This window comes from Cohnella zeiphila (assembly GCF_014212055.1).
Lineage (GTDB): Bacteria > Bacillota > Bacilli > Paenibacillales > Paenibacillaceae > Cohnella > Cohnella zeiphila.
This window is the reverse complement of sequence record NZ_JACJVO010000024.1, coordinates 186,620-204,918: the sequence shown is the minus strand read 5'-3', so window position 1 is coordinate 204,918 and position 18,299 is coordinate 186,620. Positions and strand designations below refer to the sequence as shown.

General features: G+C 58.7%; 17 protein-coding genes. 10 read left to right on the top strand and 7 right to left on the bottom strand.

What is annotated here, in order from left to right:
• The first annotated feature begins 117 nt into the window (after positions 1 to 117).
• The 3 genes from H7C18_RS19675 to H7C18_RS19665 all read left to right on the top strand — a co-directional run bounded on the left by H7C18_RS19675 (position 118) and on the right by H7C18_RS19665 (position 3,172).
• Positions 118 to 1,122 carry an ABC transporter substrate-binding protein gene (locus tag H7C18_RS19675; protein WP_185130796.1) on the top strand — a complete coding sequence of 335 codons (1,005 nt, stop codon included), beginning with the start codon at positions 118 to 120 and terminating at the stop codon, positions 1,120 to 1,122.
• A 399-nt stretch (positions 1,123 to 1,521) separates the two neighbouring features.
• Positions 1,522 to 1,959 carry a helical membrane plugin domain-containing protein gene (locus H7C18_RS19670; RefSeq protein ID WP_185130795.1) on the top strand — a complete coding sequence of 146 codons (438 nt, stop codon included), beginning with the start codon at positions 1,522 to 1,524 and terminating at the stop codon, positions 1,957 to 1,959.
• A 31-nt stretch (positions 1,960 to 1,990) separates the two neighbouring features.
• Positions 1,991 to 3,172, top strand: a complete 1,182-nt coding sequence (locus H7C18_RS19665) for an NAD(P)/FAD-dependent oxidoreductase (protein ID WP_185130794.1) — start codon at positions 1,991 to 1,993, stop codon at positions 3,170 to 3,172.
• Between the two features lie 153 nt (positions 3,173 to 3,325).
• On the opposite strand, the gene H7C18_RS19660 is transcribed toward H7C18_RS19665, so the two are convergent.
• Positions 3,326 to 3,640 (bottom strand): ArsR/SmtB family transcription factor, encoded by a 315-nt coding sequence (locus tag H7C18_RS19660; protein ID WP_185130793.1) that lies wholly within the window; start codon positions 3,638 to 3,640, stop codon positions 3,326 to 3,328.
• A gap of 173 nt (positions 3,641 to 3,813) precedes the next feature.
• Here H7C18_RS19660 and H7C18_RS19655 point away from each other — a divergent pair, with 173 nt between their 5' ends.
• Positions 3,814 to 4,998, top strand: a complete 1,185-nt coding sequence (locus tag H7C18_RS19655) for an MFS transporter (RefSeq protein ID WP_185130792.1) — start codon at positions 3,814 to 3,816, stop codon at positions 4,996 to 4,998.
• 77 nt (positions 4,999 to 5,075) lie between these two features.
• Here the strand turns inward: H7C18_RS19655 and H7C18_RS19650 are convergent, their stop codons facing one another.
• On the bottom strand, positions 5,076 to 5,537 hold the full coding sequence (locus tag H7C18_RS19650) for a PaaI family thioesterase (protein ID WP_185130791.1): 462 nt from the start codon (positions 5,535 to 5,537) through the stop codon (positions 5,076 to 5,078).
• Between the two features lie 232 nt (positions 5,538 to 5,769).
• On the opposite strand from H7C18_RS19650, the gene mraY reads away from it, so the two are divergent.
• On the top strand, positions 5,770 to 6,720 hold the full coding sequence (gene mraY / locus H7C18_RS19645) for a phospho-N-acetylmuramoyl-pentapeptide-transferase (RefSeq protein WP_185130790.1): 951 nt from the start codon (positions 5,770 to 5,772) through the stop codon (positions 6,718 to 6,720).
• A gap of 51 nt (positions 6,721 to 6,771) precedes the next feature.
• On the top strand, positions 6,772 to 7,101 hold the full coding sequence (locus H7C18_RS19640; RefSeq protein WP_185130789.1) for an MGMT family protein: 330 nt from the start codon (positions 6,772 to 6,774) through the stop codon (positions 7,099 to 7,101).
• A gap of 147 nt (positions 7,102 to 7,248) precedes the next feature.
• Here the strand turns inward: H7C18_RS19640 and pepT are convergent, their stop codons facing one another.
• The 3 genes from pepT to H7C18_RS19625 all read right to left on the bottom strand — a co-directional run bounded on the left by pepT (position 7,249) and on the right by H7C18_RS19625 (position 9,914).
• Positions 7,249 to 8,481, bottom strand: a complete 1,233-nt coding sequence (gene pepT / locus H7C18_RS19635) for a peptidase T (RefSeq protein ID WP_185130788.1) — start codon at positions 8,479 to 8,481, stop codon at positions 7,249 to 7,251.
• Between the two features lie 24 nt (positions 8,482 to 8,505).
• Complete coding sequence (locus H7C18_RS19630) at positions 8,506 to 9,300, bottom strand: lipoate--protein ligase family protein (RefSeq protein WP_238357835.1); 795 nt, start codon at positions 9,298 to 9,300, stop codon at positions 8,506 to 8,508.
• Positions 9,301 to 9,470: 170 nt separating this feature from the next.
• Complete coding sequence (locus tag H7C18_RS19625) at positions 9,471 to 9,914, bottom strand: DUF1284 domain-containing protein (RefSeq protein ID WP_185130786.1); 444 nt, start codon at positions 9,912 to 9,914, stop codon at positions 9,471 to 9,473.
• Between the two features lie 142 nt (positions 9,915 to 10,056).
• On the opposite strand from H7C18_RS19625, the gene H7C18_RS19620 reads away from it, so the two are divergent.
• Positions 10,057 to 10,986, top strand: coding sequence for a phosphotransferase family protein (locus tag H7C18_RS19620; RefSeq protein WP_185130785.1), 930 nt, complete (start codon positions 10,057 to 10,059; stop codon positions 10,984 to 10,986).
• 402 nt (positions 10,987 to 11,388) lie between these two features.
• Here the strand turns inward: H7C18_RS19620 and H7C18_RS19615 are convergent, their stop codons facing one another.
• Both H7C18_RS19615 and H7C18_RS19610 read right to left on the bottom strand, forming a co-directional pair.
• Entirely contained in the window at positions 11,389 to 12,222 is an 834-nt protein-coding gene (locus H7C18_RS19615; protein ID WP_185130784.1) for a carbohydrate ABC transporter permease, read from the bottom strand.
• The gene (locus H7C18_RS19610; RefSeq protein ID WP_185130783.1) at positions 12,222 to 13,109 is read right to left on the bottom strand and encodes a carbohydrate ABC transporter permease; all 888 of its coding nucleotides are present in this window, start codon (positions 13,107 to 13,109) and stop codon (positions 12,222 to 12,224) included. The genes H7C18_RS19615 and H7C18_RS19610 overlap by 1 nt, the downstream gene beginning before the upstream one ends.
• Before the next feature lie 179 nt (positions 13,110 to 13,288).
• Between H7C18_RS19610 and H7C18_RS19605 the strand changes: the two genes are divergently transcribed.
• The 3 genes from H7C18_RS19605 (at position 13,289) to H7C18_RS19595 (ending at position 18,232) form a co-directional block, all read left to right on the top strand.
• Positions 13,289 to 15,121, top strand: a complete 1,833-nt coding sequence (locus H7C18_RS19605; RefSeq protein ID WP_185130782.1) for a cache domain-containing sensor histidine kinase — start codon at positions 13,289 to 13,291, stop codon at positions 15,119 to 15,121.
• The gene (locus tag H7C18_RS19600; RefSeq protein WP_185130781.1) at positions 15,114 to 16,763 is read left to right on the top strand and encodes a response regulator transcription factor; all 1,650 of its coding nucleotides are present in this window, start codon (positions 15,114 to 15,116) and stop codon (positions 16,761 to 16,763) included. The genes H7C18_RS19605 and H7C18_RS19600 overlap by 8 nt, the downstream gene beginning before the upstream one ends.
• A 128-nt stretch (positions 16,764 to 16,891) precedes the next feature.
• The gene (locus H7C18_RS19595; protein ID WP_185130780.1) at positions 16,892 to 18,232 is read left to right on the top strand and encodes an ABC transporter substrate-binding protein; all 1,341 of its coding nucleotides are present in this window, start codon (positions 16,892 to 16,894) and stop codon (positions 18,230 to 18,232) included.
• Positions 18,233 to 18,299 lie beyond the last annotated feature (67 nt).

The following is an 18,299-nucleotide window of genomic DNA, read 5'->3' as shown; positions in this document are numbered from 1 at the left end:
GCTTTTTCAAGATGTTGGGAGGATCCTTTTGTTGCGTTTTGCTAGAAATTCCACTACAATGGTGATATTGATAACCATTCTCAATTGTAGAGAAGATAGGACGAGGAGAGAGACGGAATGAAGAGAAACAAAATGGCGGGGTTCATTCTGCCGGTATTGCTGATGGGAACGATTCTGAGTGCCTGCGGGGCCGACAATGGAAGCAATGGAGGGAATGCGAGCGGGTCGGCTTCGCCGTCTTCGTCGGCCGGAGCGGCGTCTCCGTCCGCATCCGCTGCTGCGTCAGCGTCTTCGTCGGCTTCGGCGGACTCGGGCGTTAAGACGTATAAAGATGCGCTGAACCGCGAGGTGGAAGTGCCGGCGAATCCGCAGCGCATCGTGGCGCTGACCAACTACGGGGAGCTGGCTTCCCTGGGCGTGAAGCCGGCGGGAACGCTGGACTATTATCTGGACAAGTATTCGGCGGACGAGACCGCCGGGGTTCAAAGCGTAGGCGACCAGGAAGCGGATCTGGAAAAGGTGGCGGCCGTGAATCCCGATCTGATCGTGCTGAGCAGCTACTTTAAGCCGGAAGTGATCGAGAGCCTGCAGAAGATCGCGCCGACGATCGCCACGCCTTGGGGACAGCCGCCTTTGACGGAGCTCGATACGCTGGCCGGCCTGCTTGGCAAGGAAGACGCGGAGAAGGCCTGGCAGGACGCTTACAAGGCCAAAGCGGCGGAAGTGAAGGCGAAGATTCAGCCGAACGTGAAGGAGGGCAGCACGGCCGTCGTTCTGCAATTCTGGAGCAAGGCGATCTACCAGCATGCGACGCAGGTATTCTCGCCGCTGTTCGACGATCTCGGCTTCGTCCCGACGGAGAAGGAGAAGGCGCTGACCGCGTCTGCCGAAATCTCGGAAGAAGGGGTCGTCGATTACGCCGGCGATGCCGATTACCTGTTCATCCTCGTGGATGGCGATGCCGACAAACAGCGGGTGTCCGAGCTGGAAGCGTCCGCCTGGAAGAACCTTCCGGCCGTGAAGAACAAGCATGTCTATCTGGTGGACAGCGCCAGATGGAACGACTACAGCACGGCCGCGATGGAATGGATCTTGGAAGACGTAGAGAAGATGCTCGGCTGATCGTTCAAAAAGAGGCTGGAGGGCATTCGCTGCGACGGAAATCGTCGCCGCGGATGCCCTTTTTCGATGCTTGGTGTCGATTTCGTGCAAAAAATCACAAAAAATTGCCGATCAGGCCGTTTTCGGCAAATATTTTTATTTTATGTTTGCAAGGAATCGGTGTAAAATAGACGGGGATGGTTCAGCTTCGATCCTGTCATGGCTTTGTGTACGGAAGGGCGGAGTCGGGAACGGCTGCGGAATGCTTGACGGCAATCGCATGGAGAGACGTCGTAAATCGCTATTCCATGTGAAAAATGTTACAAAGTGTTCTTCTGTCTACTCGTTCCGGCTGCCTGGCGTGTCAGGCGGGGAGAACGCAACCGATTAGGATATTACTGCAAAGGAGGACACTCTCGCATGTCACAAATTTCGCAAGAGGCGGTCGCCAGCGACGCCGCAGTGGAACGGAACTCGCAAGATATGCTGGATCAATTGTTGAAGCCGGAGGTTCAGGAGTCCCTTACCGTATTGGTGGATAACCTGCCCAAGCTGGCCGAGATGGTCACTTTCCTGACCAAGGCCTACGACTTCGCGCAAGGAATCGTTACCGACAAGGTGCTGATCAACGATTTCGCGCACGGTTTCGGCGAGATGGCGAAGCCGGTCGTCGAGAAGACCAAGGAGATCGCGGCGGCGGCTATCGAAGCCGGCGATCGTTCCCAAGCGGAAGCGAGCGGCACGATCGGATTGTTCGGCATTCTCCGAATGCTGAAGGATCCGCAGGTTCAGAAGACGCTTCGCTTCACGCAAGCGTTCCTGGGCGCGCTGGCCGAGAAGAACAACAAGGCAGAATAAACCCGATACGGATTAGAACGGAGGACTGGACATGTCAAAACATATTGTGATTCTGGGCGGCGGCTACGGCGGTCTGCTGACCGCGCTGACGGCGCGTCAGCACCTGAGTGCCGAGGAAGCGCGGATTACGCTCATCAACCGTTTTCCGACCCATCAGATCATCACCGAGCTTCACCGTCTCGCCGGCGGCACGATCAAGGAGAAGGCCGTCGCTCTGCCGCTCGAGAAGCTGCTGAGCGGCAAGGACGTTCACCTGGTCGTCGACTCGGTATCCGAGATCAAGCCCGCCGACAAGAAAGTTCTTCTCGCCAGCGGTTCGGTTTACGCTTATGACGCTCTCGTCGTCGCCCTCGGCAGCGAGACGGCGTTCTTCGGCATTCCGGGACTGGAAGAGAACAGCTTCACGCTGAAGTCCGCAAACGATGCGAACCGCATTCGCGCTCACGTCGAAGCTCGACTGGACGCCTACAAGCAGTCCGGCAACAAAGCCGACGCGACCTTCGTAGTCGGCGGCGGCGGCTTGACCGGCGTCGAACTGGTCGGCGAATTCGCCGACAAGCTTCCGGAAGTATGCCGCGCCAAGGGCATCGACTTCGCCGACATCAAGCTCTACGTCGTCGAAGCGGCTCCGTCCGTACTGCCGATCTTCCCGCCCGAACTGATTCAGCGCGCCGTCGAGAGCCTCGAGAAGCGCGGCGTCGAATTCATCACGGGCGTTGCCATTACCGAAGCGACGAAGTCGACCGTCTCCCTCAAGGACGGACGCGTTATCGACACCAACACGCTGATCTGGACCGGCGGCGTTCAAGGCCATCCGGTCGTTGCGAACAGCGGCGTCGAAGTCAACCGCGGCCGCGCTACCGTCAGCGAGACGCTTCAATCCACGTCGCATCCGGAAGTGTTCCTGGCCGGCGACTGCGCCGTCGTCTTCCCGAGCGGCGGCGAGCGTCCGTACCCGCCGACCGCCCAGCTTGCTTGGCAGATGGGCGAGACGGTCGGCTACAACCTGTCCGCCTTCTTCAAGGGCGGCAAGATGGACGCCTTCGTGCCGGTATTCTCCGGTACGCTCGGAAGCCTGGGCCGCAAGGACGCGGTCGGCACGATCGGCGGCAACAACACCCGCCTGAAAGGCCTGCCGGCTTCGCTGATGAAGGAAGCGAGCAACATTCGCTATCTGTCCCATATTCAAGGTCTGTTCGCTCTGGCTTACTAAGCCGAAGCGAGCTTCAAAGAGGAGCGCCCGATGCGGCGCTCCTTTTTGCATGAAGTAATCTATCATTTCCGAAGGTCCCCGCAAAGCACTTGAGTAAGCTTCGCATAAAAAAAGTACCTTCCGTCTCCTGTGGAAGGTACTTTTTTTGTCCCCTTATTCGATCAGATCGGGCGGAGCGTTGAGTACCGCGGACATCAGCCCCGGAAACAGCTGATCCAATTCCTCCGTTCGCAGCGAGTAGAAGTGCTGCGTCCCTTCGATTCTTACCTTGGCCACCCCCGCTTCCCGAAGGACCTTCAGATGATGGGTCAGCGTCGATTTGGGCATCAGCTCATGATACACCGCGCAGTTTTGCTCCGCCTGATCCTTGAGGCTCTGAACGATCTGCAACCGACGCGGGTCGCTCAGGGCATAAAGGACGGCTGACAACCGGATGTCGCTTGCGGCAGGCTGATAAGGTTTTCTCATAGGTCCAGCATAGCACGTTCGACAGAGGAATTCAAACTACTAATGTACCATAAAACTAGAATATTAAAATAACCGTTGACTTCTCAAAGAGATGACGATATCATCCTATTGTACTAAAAAACTGGAACAATAAAACAAAGGAACAAACAAACAGGTTTAAGGAGAGAGGGACCATGACAAAATCGAAATCATTGATCGTTTACATCCTTACGTTCGGCGTCTTCGGCATCATCAATACGGAGATGGGCGTGATCGGCATCTTGCCGCGAATCGCCGAGCAATTCGGCATCAGCGCTTCCCAGGCGGGACTGCTCGTCAGCTTGTTCGCGCTCGCGGTCGCGATCGCCGGACCGGTGCTGCCCTTGCTGTTCTCGGGCATGAACCGCAAGACGGCCATGCTCTTGGTCATCGGACTATTCGTCGTCACCAATGTCGTCTCCGTGTACGCGCCCAACTTCGCCGTACTCTTGATCGCCCGAATCGTTCCGGCGTTTCTCCATCCCGTTTACTTTTCGGTCGCCTTCGTCGCGGCGGCCAATACCGTCAGCAAGGAGCAGGTTACCCGGGTAACGGCCAAAGTGTTCATGGGCGTCACGGCCGGGATGGTCATCGGAACGCCGATTACTTCCTTTATCGCCGACACGGTCTCGCTGGAAGCCGCGCTCTGGTTTTTCGCCGTCGTCAACGCGGTGACGTTCGCCGCCATTCTCCTCTTCGTTCCTTCGATGCCGGTCCGGGAAAAGCTGACCTACGGCGAGCAACTGGGCGTTCTGAAGAAGCCTCTCGTCTGGCTCAGCATTGCGACCGTCATTGCCATCAATTCCGCCATGTACGCTGCGTATAGCTTCTTCGCAGAGTATCTGGATGCGGTGACGCATATGTCCGGCAAACAAATCAGCCTCATGCTGGTGCTGTTCGGCTTGACCGGCATCGCCGGCAACCTGGCGGCCGGCAAATCGCTTCACCGCAGGGCGATACCGACCGCGCTCGTTTATCCGTTCGCGTTCGGAGCCGTCTATGCGCTCGTATTCGCCCTGGGCGATTTCACGGTTCCGATGATGATCCTGATCGCGGTATGGGGGGTGTTGTTCACCCTGGGATTGAACATCTCGCAGTATTGGATTACTTCCGCGGCATCGGAAGCGCCCGACTTCGCCAACGGTTTGTTCGTGGCTTTCGCCAATCTTGGCATTACGGTCGGCACGTCGATCGGCGGGGCGTTCATGGCGGGAATGGGAGCCCGGTACGTCGTGATAGCCGGCATTTCGTTCCTCGCGCTCGGCCTCGTTCTGATCGCGGCAAGAGCCGCGCTCTATGGTCCGCGGAAGCGCCAAGCCGGCCGGCGCTCGGCTGCTTGAAGCGGGAGGGAGGGGAGCCCGGTCGGGAAAACAAAGAGGGAAGAGCCTTCCGGCGCTTCCCTCTTCCCATTATGGCTTTATGCTTGCGGCCGCGGCCCGACGATGCGGAACGTCGCCGTTCCGAACGCCAGCCGCTCGCCGTCCTCCGATCGAACGAAGCCTTGCGCGGTAATCGATTTGCGCGATTGGTGAACGATCTCCGCGGCAGCGAATACCCGTCCCTCCGAACGCGAAGCCAAGTAGTGCATATTGAGGTTGGTCGTGACGATGTCTTCTTCCCCGCGAACGATCATGATAAGCATGCCGATCGCCGTATCGATCAGAGAGGCGTGAACGCCGCCGTGCAGCAGGCCGCCCAGGTTGAGCAGCTCCGGGCGAATGTCCACCGAGATGGTGACGCCGCGATCGCTCCATTCCTCCATGCGGAGGCCGAGGTGTCCCCAGAACAACTTGCTGCCGTTCTCTTCCCAACGCTTGATCTTCTCCGCCAGTTCAGCCGAGTCCGAGTCGGCCAGAGGCTCCAACGTCTTGTTCTCCATGCGGATCCATCCTCCTATCCCATCGTTTACTCTCTATGCGCTCGAGCGCTTCTGCTTATTATTCTACCAGAGCCAAGGATTTTTCGCCCGTAGAGCCAGTCCCCAATGCAACCCGCAGAACGGGCGCGGACGTCGAAGCTCCGTGAACCTCTCTTTAAAAGGAATATCAACCCGATCGTCGAATTACACTAGTGATAGAAACAACAAAACGTTGGGAAACGGGGTTTGCGGTATGTTCGGGATCTTGGGAGTGTCGGGCTTGTCTTTTTTGCTGGTTACGGCATTGACGCCGCTGCTGATCTGGGTGCTGCGCAGCCTGAAACTGACGCAACCGATCCGCGCCGAATTGCCGCCCGATCACCAGGCCAAGCGGGGGACTCCGTTAATGGCGGGCCTGATCTTGTTGATCGGTCTGGCGACCTCGCTGCCGTACCATCCCGCTCCGCTCATGGTGTTTCTCTGCGCCACCTTTCTTCTGTTCAGTTCGGTCGGCTTTATGGACGATTTCAAAAAAGCATTTTGGCAGGACCCCGGAGGCATTTCCGGCCGCATGAAGCTGGTCTTGCAATTTCTGTTTACGGGCGCGCTGCTGCTCGTCCTTTATCGTTCATTCGGGCTGACCAGCGATATCCGGCTGTTCCACGGCTTTCAGCTGCATCTGCCTATCTACGTGTACATTGCCGTCATGCTGCTGTTCATCGTCGGCTCCGCGAACGCCATCAACTTTACGGACGGACTGGACGGACTGCTGATCAATGTGGCGATCCCTACTTACTTTTTCTTTTTCCTCATTTCGGACAAGCCCGAGGTGAAGACGTTCTCTCTTGTCATGATCGGGTGCTTGCTCGGACTTTTTCTGTACAATATCTACCCTGCCCGGGCGTTCATGGGCGATACCGGATCGCTCGCCATCGGAGGCTCCCTTTCGATTCTGGCCGTGATCGAGAAGGTCGAAATCTTGATTCCGATTTTGTTCTCCGTCTACCTGGCGGAACAATTGTCGGTCATTCTGCAAGTGTGGTACTTCAAGCGCACGAGGCTGCGGATTTTCCGAATGACGCCGATTCATTTTCATTTCAGCCTCAAATACGGCTGGAGCGAGAACAAGATCGTGATGGTTTTCGGGTTCATATCCTGGCTGTCCGTCGGAGTTTGTTGGCTGATCTGGAGGTACGTTCTGTAGCTTCGCGAGTTGAACGGATTTGGCAGACCATGCGAGAGGGGAAGATGGCTCATGCAGCCTTTTACCGAACGAGTCATCGCCATCATAAAAGGAATTCCGCCCGGCTCGGTCATGACGTACGGACAAATCGCGGCTTGCGCGGGAAGTCCGCGAGCCGCGCGCCAAGTCGTGCGCATCCTTCACTCGATGAGCGGGAAGCACGATCTGCCGTGGCATCGGGTCGTCAATTCCAAAGGAGAGATCGCGATTCAAGGAGAAGAGGGAAGATATACGCAGCAGCTTCTCTTGCAGGAAGAGGGCGTCGAACCGTCGCTGGGACGAATCATTGATCTGGAGAGCTTCCAGCACCATCCCGCACCGGAATCCGGGAAAGCCGAATAGGCGGGAATGGTTGCGGATCGCCAATTTGCTCGGATAGACAAGCTGAACGCGACGGTCTACGGGATACTCGTCGATTGAAGCGCGAAATGGCGGCGCGGGGTTATTCACCTCGCGCCGCCATCGCTTTGTCGTCGCGGCGGAAGAAGCCTAGGCCTTGCTCTCGAACAGCCTAGCGATCTCGACGACGACTTGCGTCGCTTTGAGCATATTGTCCACCGAAGCGTACTCGTACCGTCCGTGGTAATTCTCGCCGCCGGTGAACAGGTTCGGAGTCGGCAATCCCATATAAGACAGCTGCGAACCGTCCGTGCCGCCGCGGACCGGCTCGATGACCGGCTCGATCCCGAGTCCGAGCATCGCTTCGCGGGCGACGCCTACGATCTCCGGCACCGGTTCGATTTTCTCGCGCATGTTGAAGTACTGGTCCTTGATCGCAAGCTCGATCCGATCTTCCCCGTACACGCTTCGCAGGTCGTTCGCAATGGCGGTCATTTCGTCCTTGCGCTTCTGGAACCGCTCCTTGTCGAAGTCCCGGACGATGTAGCTGAGCTTGGTCTCCTCCACGTCGCCGTTGACGGAGAGCAGGTGGTAGAAGCCTTCGTATCCTTCGGTATGCTCCGGCGCTTCGGCCGCAGGCAGCCGGGCGTGAAATTCCATGGCGATCTTGGCCGAGTTCACCATCTTGCCTTTCGCCGTGCCGGGGTGCACGTTCTTGCCGTGCACGGTGATCTTGGCGGAAGCCGCGTTGAAGCTCTCATACTGCAGCTCGCCCAGCGGCCCGCCGTCGACGGTATAAGCGAACTTCGCGCCGAAGGCGGCGACGTCGAACCGGTGCGGCCCGCGGCCGATCTCCTCGTCCGGCGTGAAGGCGACCCGGATCCTGCCGTGCTTGATATCCGGGTTCCGGATCAGATGCTCCATCGCCGTCATGATCTCGGCGATCCCCGCCTTGTTGTCCGCGCCCAGCAGCGTCGTGCCGTCCGTCACGATCAGCGTGTGGCCCCGGTAGCCGCCCAGCTCGGGAAAATCCTTCGGAGACAGCACGATCCGCTTCTCCTCGTTCAAGACGATGTCGGCTCCGTCGTAGTTCTCGACAAGCCGCGGCTTGACGCCGGCGCCGGTAAAGTCGGTCGCCGTATCGAGGTGCGCCAGGAAGCCGATCGTCGGCACATCCTTGTCCGTATTGGACGGAAGCGTGGCCATAACGTAGCCGTTCCCGTCCATCGTCACTTCCTGCATGCCGATGCTCTTCAGCTCATCCATCAGCATCTTGCCCAGCGTCAGCTGGCCGGGCGTGGACGGGCAGGTCTCGCTGTCGGCGTTCGACTGCGTATCCACCTGCACGTAAGAAACAAAGCGGCGAACCATCTCATCTCTCATGTCGAGATTTCCTCCTTATTATCCTCACAGAATGGCGTAGCGGGATCGCAGCGTTTCGGCCATCGTTCGAACGTCCTCCGGAGACGGCATGCGCAGGGAAGCCGCGGCGGCGGCAAGTCCCGCTTCCGTCTGTCCGGCGCGAAGCACGCGCTTCACTTCCTGCGCGAACACGGCCGAGGCGCCCTTGCCGATCCCGATCAGCTCGCTCAGGCTGGCCGTGCTCGCTTCCTCCACTTGCGGGAACCTCGAAGGATCGGCGTCTCCGGCCGCCAGACGGTAAAACTCGCGGACGAGTCCCGCGCGGCCCGCCCCCGAGCCCTCGGCGACGATGAACGCCTGCACGATCAGCGCTTTCGTCTGGCGCCGCTGCGCAATCCCGCAAAACTTAAAGCCGCCGATGCTTAAATCGTAATCGCCGGGGCAGTAGGCTCCGCCGATCTCGCCTTTGTTCACCGCATGGCCGGTTCCGCTCAGCGCCTCGGCGATCAAGGCGTACATCCGCTCGAAATCGTCGTGGAAATCGCCGGAGTTCGAAGCGCCCGAAGGCCGGGGCAGAATGAGCGATAAGTTGACGACGCCCGGGTCCAGCGGAACGGCGGCGCCTCCCGAGTGGCGGACGACGACTTCGAAGCCTTCCGCCGCGAACTGTCGTGCCGCTTCGGCCGCTTGCGGCAGCCGGCTGTCGCGCAGCCCGAGCACGAGCGCGCGAGGATGCCGCCACAGGTGGCAGACGGCGGGGCCGCCTTCGCCCGCTTGGCGGCACAGCAGTTCGTCCAGCGCGAAAGAGTCCAGCACGCTGACCTCGGACGGCTCGTTCATGCGATCCAGGATGAGCGCGTTATCGGGTATGTACGGCTTGTTACGGTCCACGTCGGCAGTCCCCTTCCCTGCCTCTATCATACCTCAAACGTCGGCGATCGCCCAAATGAACATCGTCCGGGGAGCGGGCGAATATCGGGTTCCCGCAAAGGGGACGCCGAGCTATCGTTTCAGCCGTTCAGGCTGCGGTCAGCGGCAGGCAAAGGCCGCAGCCGGGCGTCGCGGAGGATATGGCCGACGCCTTCGCGGCACAGGCCGAGCGGCTCCCATCGGCAATCCGCGCACAGGCCGGCGATGTCCCCGGGCTCGACGCGCGTCCGAACCCGTTCGCAGACGTCCGCCCAGCTTAGCGAGGCGCCGATCGTCAAGCCCAACTGCGCCAGAATGGCTTCGTCTTTCTCATAGACGCTGACGTTCTCGCAGTGCGCAGGTTGATCGGAAGGGAACGCCGCGCAGATGTCGTCCGGCCCATCGATCAGCTCGATCGGGGTATCCGGCGTTTCCCTCAACGTCTCGTATACGTTCGTCATGTTGGCGCAAAAGCCTTCGGAGTAACCTTTTCCCCGGTACCCGAGCAAGCAGAGCAGATGATGGCCGCGCAATCGGATCGCCATCCGGATTCCTCCTTTGGGGTGGATGCTGTATTGTAAACCCCATTTTAACATGGAGGTTAACATAATGGCGAACAAACTGCGGATTTACAACGGACCGGAGGGAGCTTTATGATGGGAATCAAGCAAACGGGAGGCGGACAGCTTGAAGGAATGGATTCCATGGGGGAACGGCGGCGGAGATCGGCGGCGCATCGTGCGGAGAGAATTATTGCACACGGGCAATAACGGCCATCCGGTGGAGAGAATCTGGCTGTCGGAGGGCGAGAGCTTCATCCGCAAGCCGCTCACCAACGACGCCCAGGCCGGGCTGGAGCGGTGGGTGTACGAGAATGTGCTTCCTTCGCTTCCGCCGATCTATCCGCGTCTGATCGGCTGCTCGCCGGAGAGAGAAGAAGGGGGCGGCTGGCTGCTGTTCGAAGATCTCGGACCGTTGGACCACTCGTTCCGGGAGAGCACGGCCCGCGAGCTCGTCAAGCGGATCGCCGAGTGGCACCGCCTGCCGGCTGAGCGATGGGCGAATGCGCCGTTGAGCGGACCGAAGCCGGCGGTGAATCAAATGGTGCGCGAATTGCTGGATTCGGCGAAGGAGGAGAAGGAACGGAAGTGGCTGAGAGAGGCGGAAGCGAGAATGGCCGAACTTGGCGAATGGGGGCGGCGTCCGGTCCTCTCGCACGGAGATCTTCACCCGGGCAACTTCGCCGTCGCGGGCGGGCGAATCCGCGTGCTCGACTGGGAGCATGCCCACCTGAACAGCCCTTACTGGGACCTGTACCACGCGATCGACCTGTCGCATCCGCTCCATCCCAGAGGCCCGATCGTGGACTCGGTGCGGGCCGGATTGCTGCAGGCTTACGCGGAGGAGGCCGCCCGGCTGGGCGACGGGCTGATTCCGGAGAAAGAAACCTTCCTGCGGGAATACCGGCTGTTCGCCGCCGTTTTCTCCCTGTGGATGCTCAAGCTGATCGAGAAAGATCTTCGCGAAGACCGCGGCATCTGGCCGACCGAGCGCCTCCGCGGGCAGCGCCTGGAGACGCTGGCGGTGTGGGAGCGGTGCTCCACGGGGGCGTTTTGAGCGAACGGGTGAGCCTGGAAGGGAATATCTCCTTACAATAGCCGTATAAACGAGAATTCAAAGGATTAAAGCGGAAAATCTCCTTATCTTTAGCGTCCGGAGGCTCTTATGACCTCAAGAAGCGAAAAGATAAGGAGATTTTCCTGTTCAGGGCGGCGATCAAATCGACTGCTAATAATTATAAGTAGGTTTTCCCGTTCGAGGCGGCGGGTTGGATCCATCCCATACACCTGCCAACCGCCGAAACCCCGCAGCGGCACCGGGCCCGGAAGATTCCGAAGCTTGTTTGCAGCCGCTGCCGGATTCCCCAATCCCCGACCTTCGCTGTCAATGCCGACCAGAAACCGCCGAATATCGCCCTGCCGGGTTCTCGCCTCCGGGCAACCCGGCGGACATTCGGCCTCAGCCCTTGACCGCCCCCGCAACGACGCCTTTCACGACGTACTTCTGCAGGATGATAAAGACGATGATCGACGGCAGCACGGCCATGACCATGGCGGTCATCGCATATTGCCAGTCGGACGTGTACTGGCCGACGAACGTGTATGCGGCGAGCGTCAGCGTCTTGGTCGTCGGCGAGCCGTTGACCATGAGCAGCGGAAGCAGAAAGTCGTTCCAGATCCACATCACGTCGATGATGATGATCGTGGCGGTGACCGACTTCAGCAGCGGGAAGATGATCGAGAAGAACAGCCGGAAGCCGGAAGCTCCGTCGATCGTGGCGCTCTCGTCGAGCTCGCGCGGAATGCCTTTGACGAAGCCGTGGTAGATGAACACGGCGAGCGGAGCTCCGAATCCCCAGTACAGCAGGCCGAGCCCCCACGTGCTGTTGGACAGGTGAAGGAATTGGGCCGTCTTGAGGACGGTCAGCATGATCGACTGGAACGGAATGAGCATCGGCATGATGCACAGGAAATAGAGAACCATGCTGAGCCGCGATCTCGTCCGCGACAGCTTGTAAGCCGCGACCGAGGAGACGAGGATAATGCCGAGCAGTCCGAGAACGGTAATGACGAAGTTGTTCAGGAACAGCCGCGGGTAGTTGATGAATTTCCAGACGTACGAATAGTTGGCGAACATCAGATGCTTCGGCAGGGCAATGACGTCGGTCAACACTTCCTGGAAGGTCTTCAGGGAGTTGAAAATGGCAAGGAACAGCGGGTAGAGGAACAGAAGCGCGATGACGATCATCACGACTTCCCCGATGATCCGGCCGGCCGTATTGCTGCTGCGCATTAGCTCTCAACCTCCCTGCGTTTGAAGATCGTCAACTGAACGACCGTAATGATGAGCACCGCGACGAACAGAACGAGCGCTTTGGCGGTACCGTAGCCGTACAGATTGTTCGTGAACGTGTCCTGATAGATGTCGAAGGCGACGCTGTAGGTCGAGCTGCCCGGACCTCCGCCCGTCAGGGACAGGATGACGTCGAACACCTTGATCGAGTTGGTCAGCGCCATGAATACGGCGATCGTGATCGAAGGCGCGAGAAGCGGCAGCGTTACGCTGAAGAACCTCCGGATCGGCCCGGCGCCGTCGACGACGGCCGCCTCCTTCAGATCGTCCGGTACCGACTGCAGCCCCGCGATGTAGATGACGAGGTAGAAGCCGATCGACTGCCAGATCGACACTGCGAGCACCGAGATGAACGCCAGCCTTGGCGTCCCCAGCCAGCTCCAGCCGAAGATCGACCAGCCCGTGCTGTTCCCCAGCGATTCGAAGCCCTGCATGAAGATGAACTTCCAGATGAACCCTACGATGACCAGGCTCAGAATGTAAGGGATGAAGAACGCCGCCCTCAAAAACGCTTTTGACTTCAGCTTCGAGTCCAGCACGAGCGCCAGCAGGATAGCCAGCACGTTGATCAGGATAATATACAGGATCGTATATTTGACGGTGAACCAGGACGAGCTGGCGAAGAGGTCGTCGCCCGTGAAAATCTGCTTGAAATTGTCCATTCCGATAAACTTCGGATGCTTGGAAATGCCGTTCCACTTGGTCAGCGAATAGCGGACCGTCAGGACGAACGGGATGTAAAAAGCAACCGCTACGCATATCAGAACGGGCAAGGTGAAGATGCCGAACTCCACTTTCTCGGTCAATCGTCTGCCCCATTTGTTCATCGTCCGCACCTCATTGTCGTATAGCATGGATTTGTCGGTTGGCACCGGAGGCCTGGCTGTACAGACCTATGCCGGTTAGGCTATAGTGCATTATAAAACAGCCCAACCAGCCGAAAAATGGATTTAAGTAAACAGTTAAGGGTAATAAGGTGAACTGGATCCGCCCGGGAGGAGGACCGATGGGGAACGTACGAGAATGGACGGGAACGGCGCTGCGCCGCCTGCGGGATCTGGCCACGCGCCGGCTCGTCAACAAGCTTATTTTGCTCTTCACCTCCATAATCATTCTGATCGTGGCATCGCTTACGTTTATTTCCTACAAGATCATCGAGCGGGAATCGGTTCAGAACAGCATCGCGAGCAATACGAACAACCTGAAGCTCGTGAACCAGAACTTCGAGAAGTACTTCTCCGAGATCGAACAGCTCTCGCTGCCCCAGATCAAATACGACGAGATCATCGACGCCATCAAGCACGAATCGGTCGATTACGCTTCGCGGCTTTATCTGGAGGACTATCTTCGAACCCTTTATTATTCCCGCACCGATATCGAACGGATTTACTTGTACTTGGTGGACGAAGGCAAATACATTTACATCTCGCGGGAAGCAAGCAACGTGACGGTCAGCGCGGGACTGGATGACAGCATTCCGCGCCAGGCGTGGTACCGGGAGGCGATGGCCAGCGGGAAGAACCGCGCGATCCAGTCTTTGATTTTCCCCGCGGAGATCGGCTATCCGTTCGACGGGGAGAACTGCTTCATGGCCTATCATCGGGTCATAAGGTCGCTGGCGGACCGGCAGCCTCGGGCGGTGTTGTCGTTCTATTTCAACGATTCGGTCAAAAACCAGATCGTCCAGGACGTTCCGTTCGCCGGCGGAGAGCACCTGATGTTTCTCGATTCCGGCAACGTTCCGTTCCATGTGGACGACAAGACGTTTTACAAGGCGATCGGGACGTCCGCTTTTCTCGCCAACGTCGATCCGTCCATGGCCAAGCCCCAGTTCACTTGGGAAGAGGGGAGCAGAAAGTATCTCGTCGTCTACAACGTGAGCGGGACTGACGGTTGGAAGCTGATCAAGCCGATCCCGTACAGCGAGATTTACGCCGCCGCCCGGACCGCCCGCCTTATCGGCATCTGGACCGGCTTCGGCTTCCTGCTGCTCGCGATCGTGCTCGTCACCTTGACGTCGAACGCCATTACGAGCCCGCTCAAGAAGCTGTCCCGGCAGATGAGCCGGTTCAGCACCGGGGAGTTCGACGCGGCGGCCGAAGTGAGAGGACGCGACGAGATCGCCTATCTGTCGAAGCACTTCAACCTGATGGTCCGGCGCACGAACGAGCTGATCAACGAGCGCTACAAGATGAAGCTGGTCGAGAAGAACGCGATTCTCAAAGCGCTGGAGGCTGAGATCAATCCCCACTTCCTGTACAACGCGCTGCAGGCGATCTCGACGAAAGCTCTCAAGGGCGGGATGGACGAGATTGCCGATATGGTGGACGCGCTGGCGATGACGCTAAGATATTGCATAAGCGGCAAGGACATCGTTCATGCTAAGGACGAATTGAAGCATATCGAGCGGTATCTCGTTCTTCAGAAAGCCCGGTTCGGCCGGCGGCTTCAGGTCGTCTACGATTTCGACGAATCGCAGACGGACATCGCCGTTCCGAAGCTGTCGATTCAATCCCTGGTGGAAAATTCGATCAAGCATGCGCTCGAGAAAGTATCCAGCGCCATCACCATCGTCATCCGCATCCATCTGACCGAGCTGCAAGCCGTCATCTCGGTTCGGGACAACGGCCCCGGCATCGCGCCGGACCGGCTGCGGGACATCCTTCGCTCGTTCCGCGCCGAATGGGAGGACCGCGAAGGGGAGAGCATCGGACTCAAAAATCTGAACGCCCGCCTGAAGCTGATCTACGGAGATGAGGCGGGCCTCGAGATTGAGACGGACGAGTCCGGTACCGAGATGAGCATGATCATTCCGAGGGGAGGCGGCGTTCATGTATAAAGCGCTGATTATCGACGACGAAGAGCCTTCGCGCGAAGCGATTCGAATTCTGGGAGACTGGGAAGGGCTGGGCGTGCGAGAAGTGAGAGAGGCCGGCGACGGCCGCGCGGGGCTGGCGATGCTTCAGGAGTGGAAGCCCGACCTGGTGCTCGTGGACATGAAGATGCCCGAGATGAACGGGATGGAATTCCTGCAGAACGTGGAGCGGGACTATCCGAATCTGTTCACGATCGTCATCAGCGGCTACAACGATTTCGAGTTCACGAGGCAGGCGATCCGCTCGAGAGTCGTCGACTACCTGCTCAAGCCGGTCAACCGCGCCGACCTGAACCAGGCGCTGCGCAAGGCGATCGGGGTGCTGGAAGCGCGCAAAGAGAGCGAGAACGAGGATATCAACCGCAACATTACGCTCAATCTGTCGGTGCCGAAACTGAAGGAGAACATCATCTTTCAGATCATCGAGCGAAACCTCAAGGTTCGCAGCAACGAGTCGTTCCTCCGGTTGATCGGGGCCGACGATCCGGACAAGCGGTTTGGAACGTCGGCGGTGCTCCTGCTTAACCCGGAGGCGACGGCCGCGGCGCGGTTCAAACGGGAACGGGACTTGCTCTCGTTCGCCGTAACGAACGTGATCCACGATTTCGCCGAGGAGGGTTTCCAGAGCTTCAGCTTCCCTCATCCGAAGCGGGAGCGGGAAATCGTCGTCTTTCACACGTTGACCGGCGGGCATACGGGCGATTTGGGCTTTCGATCGGCGCATTTTATGAAAAAGGTCGTCGCCGCGCTCCGCGATCTATTCGGCTTGACGGTCGTCGTCGGCATCGGCGCTCCCGCCCCGGATATCTCCAAGCTGGCGGATTCGTTCGAGAGCGCCGAAGCGGCGGCGGGCGAGATCGATCTGCTCAAGCTGGGCGGGGGCGGGACGGTGGTCCAAGCCGCGCCTCGGGCGGATTCCCCGCCGCCGAAGGAGACGCCTTCGTTCGCCGGCCGGATCGGCCAGCTCCGCGGCGCGATCGACGGCGGCCATGCGAATCAGGCCCGCACCGTCGTGGCCGATTACGTCAAGAAACTGCGTTCTCTGGATGCGCTCAGCCTTAGGGAGGCCGGCCGGCTGCTCGGGGAATTCGTCTTCCTGCTAGGCGACCTGGCGCTGGAGTACGGCGTGCAAGAGAATAAGCTCGCCGATGCAGGGGAGAGTTCCTTGAGAGCGATCGGTCTTTCGTCCGATTATGCCGATATCGACCAATACGAGGCGCTGCTGCTGGACATTCTGACTTATTACGCCGGACAGATCCGTGCCGTCTCCTCCGCGGAGAGGCCGTTCGACGTTCACGAGATCAAGGAATACATCGACCAGCATTACTTCGAGGATATCAAGATCTCGATGTTCACCGAGAAGTATTATTTGAGCCGGGAATACCTGATGAAGCTGTTCAAGCAGCAGTACGGCTTCGGCATTCACGAATACGTGCAGAAGATCCGGATGGAGAAGGCCAAGGAGCTGCTCGGCCACTCCGATCTGAAGATCCAGGAAATCTCGGAGATGCTCGGCTACAAGGACAAAAATTACTTCAGCAAGGCGTTCCGGAATTACTATTCCTTGTCCCCTTCCGAATACCGGACAGGCCGGACGGATGGATAAAAGCGAACAGGCCGGATTACACTTTTTTACCCTTAAGAGGCCACTTATCTACATTTTTCTCCTTCCCCGAAATCTTTAGAATTAGCTTCAAGCTCAAAAACAATCAAGATTGGAAATGGGGGCGCAACATGGTAAAGAAAGCACTGGGGTTGACAGCCGGCATCGCGCTGACGGCCGGACTGCTGGCCGCTTGCGGCAGCAGCAACAACGCCAACAACGCAGGCAACGCCGCGACGGGAACGGCATCCGCTCCGGCATCTTCGGCGGCAAGCGGAGAAACGTCGAACAAGCCGGTCACGATCAACATGTTCACGGCTTCTCCGGAATATACCGACGCTTTCAACGCTTATATCGCGGAATACAAGAAGGTCAAGCCGAACGTCACGATCAACCTCGAGATCATGCAGGCGGACTACAACACCGTCCTGAAGTCGCGGATCGCTTCCGGCAACGTGCCGGACGTATTCCAGACGACGGCGGGCGGCGATATCGACACCTACGAGGAATACAGCCAGGACCTGACGAACGAGCCGCTGGCCGCCGCGATGACGGACTCCGTGCGCGCCAACATGACCTCGACCGACGGCAAGGTGCTCGGGCTTCCGGTCAAGGGCAACCTGTTCACGATGATCTACAACAAGAAGCTGTTCGCCGACGCCGGCATCACGGAAGTGCCCAAGACGACCGCGCAGCTGGACGACGCCATCGCGAAGCTGGAGGCCAAAGGCATTACGCCGTTCGCCAACGCCTACAAAGAATGGTGGGTGTGGAAGCACATCTTCCAGCATTTCGTAGACGCGGCCGCGCAGGACGCGAACGAGGAGCCGAAGCAGCTCGTCGCCGACTTCATCGCCGGCAAGACGACGTTCGCCGACCATCCTTTGCTGGAGAACAACTTCTTCGATTTCATCGACAAGACGGTCAAGCACGGCACCGACAAGCCGCTTGAACGCGACAGCAACGCCGAGATCAGCGACTTCGCATCCGGCAAGGCGGCGATGATGACCGGCAAGGGCGCCTGGGACGAAGAAGCGATCAAGAAGATCAACCCGGACATTCAGATCGGCATCATGGGCTACCCGGTCAGCGACAAGGCCGACCAAGCGGTTATCATTACCGGCGCCGACCAAGCCCTGCGGATCAGCAAAGACTCCAAGAACGTGAAGGACGTCGTCGACTTCTTCAACTGGCTGTACACGTCCGACTACGGCAAGAACTGGTTCTCCACCGTGGCGAAGGTCATTCCGCCGATCAAGGACGCTCCGCTGCCGGCCCTCGACATGCCGAAGGAGATGGACGAGATTCTCAAGACGGAGAAATCCGGCGACCTGTCCATCAACTATTCGACCGACTCGTTCCATCAGAAGTTCGGCGAGATCATGCAGTCTTATATCGGCGGCAGCCTGAAGAAAGACGCTGCGATCAAGCAGATCGAGCAAGCCTGGCAGCAACTGGGCTCCTCGCAATAAGAATCGGCAGCGCCGGGATACCGGTCCGCCTGAGGCGTCCGCCCGAGGCGGGACCGCCCGTACAACG

Coding starts and splice junctions, on each gene's coding strand:
- H7C18_RS19675 (WP_185130796.1), top strand. CDS start 118: ATGAAGAGAAACAAAATGGCGGGGTTCATTCTGCCGGTATTGCTGATG.
- H7C18_RS19670 (WP_185130795.1), top strand. CDS start 1,522: ATGTCACAAATTTCGCAAGAGGCGGTCGCCAGCGACGCCGCAGTGGAA.
- H7C18_RS19665 (WP_185130794.1), top strand. CDS start 1,991: ATGTCAAAACATATTGTGATTCTGGGCGGCGGCTACGGCGGTCTGCTG.
- H7C18_RS19660 (WP_185130793.1), bottom strand. CDS start 3,640: ATGAGAAAACCTTATCAGCCTGCCGCAAGCGACATCCGGTTGTCAGCC.
- H7C18_RS19655 (WP_185130792.1), top strand. CDS start 3,814: ATGACAAAATCGAAATCATTGATCGTTTACATCCTTACGTTCGGCGTC.
- H7C18_RS19650 (WP_185130791.1), bottom strand. CDS start 5,537: ATGGAGAACAAGACGTTGGAGCCTCTGGCCGACTCGGACTCGGCTGAA.
- mraY (WP_185130790.1), top strand. CDS start 5,770: ATGTTCGGGATCTTGGGAGTGTCGGGCTTGTCTTTTTTGCTGGTTACG.
- H7C18_RS19640 (WP_185130789.1), top strand. CDS start 6,772: ATGCAGCCTTTTACCGAACGAGTCATCGCCATCATAAAAGGAATTCCG.
- pepT (WP_185130788.1), bottom strand. CDS start 8,481: ATGAGAGATGAGATGGTTCGCCGCTTTGTTTCTTACGTGCAGGTGGAT.
- H7C18_RS19630 (WP_238357835.1), bottom strand. CDS start 9,300: ATGAACGAGCCGTCCGAGGTCAGCGTGCTGGACTCTTTCGCGCTGGAC.
- H7C18_RS19625 (WP_185130786.1), bottom strand. CDS start 9,914: ATGGCGATCCGATTGCGCGGCCATCATCTGCTCTGCTTGCTCGGGTAC.
- H7C18_RS19615 (WP_185130784.1), bottom strand. CDS start 12,222: ATGCGCAGCAGCAATACGGCCGGCCGGATCATCGGGGAAGTCGTGATG.
- H7C18_RS19610 (WP_185130783.1), bottom strand. CDS start 13,109: ATGAACAAATGGGGCAGACGATTGACCGAGAAAGTGGAGTTCGGCATC.
- H7C18_RS19605 (WP_185130782.1), top strand. CDS start 13,289: ATGGGGAACGTACGAGAATGGACGGGAACGGCGCTGCGCCGCCTGCGG.
- H7C18_RS19600 (WP_185130781.1), top strand. CDS start 15,114: ATGTATAAAGCGCTGATTATCGACGACGAAGAGCCTTCGCGCGAAGCG.
- H7C18_RS19595 (WP_185130780.1), top strand. CDS start 16,892: ATGGTAAAGAAAGCACTGGGGTTGACAGCCGGCATCGCGCTGACGGCC.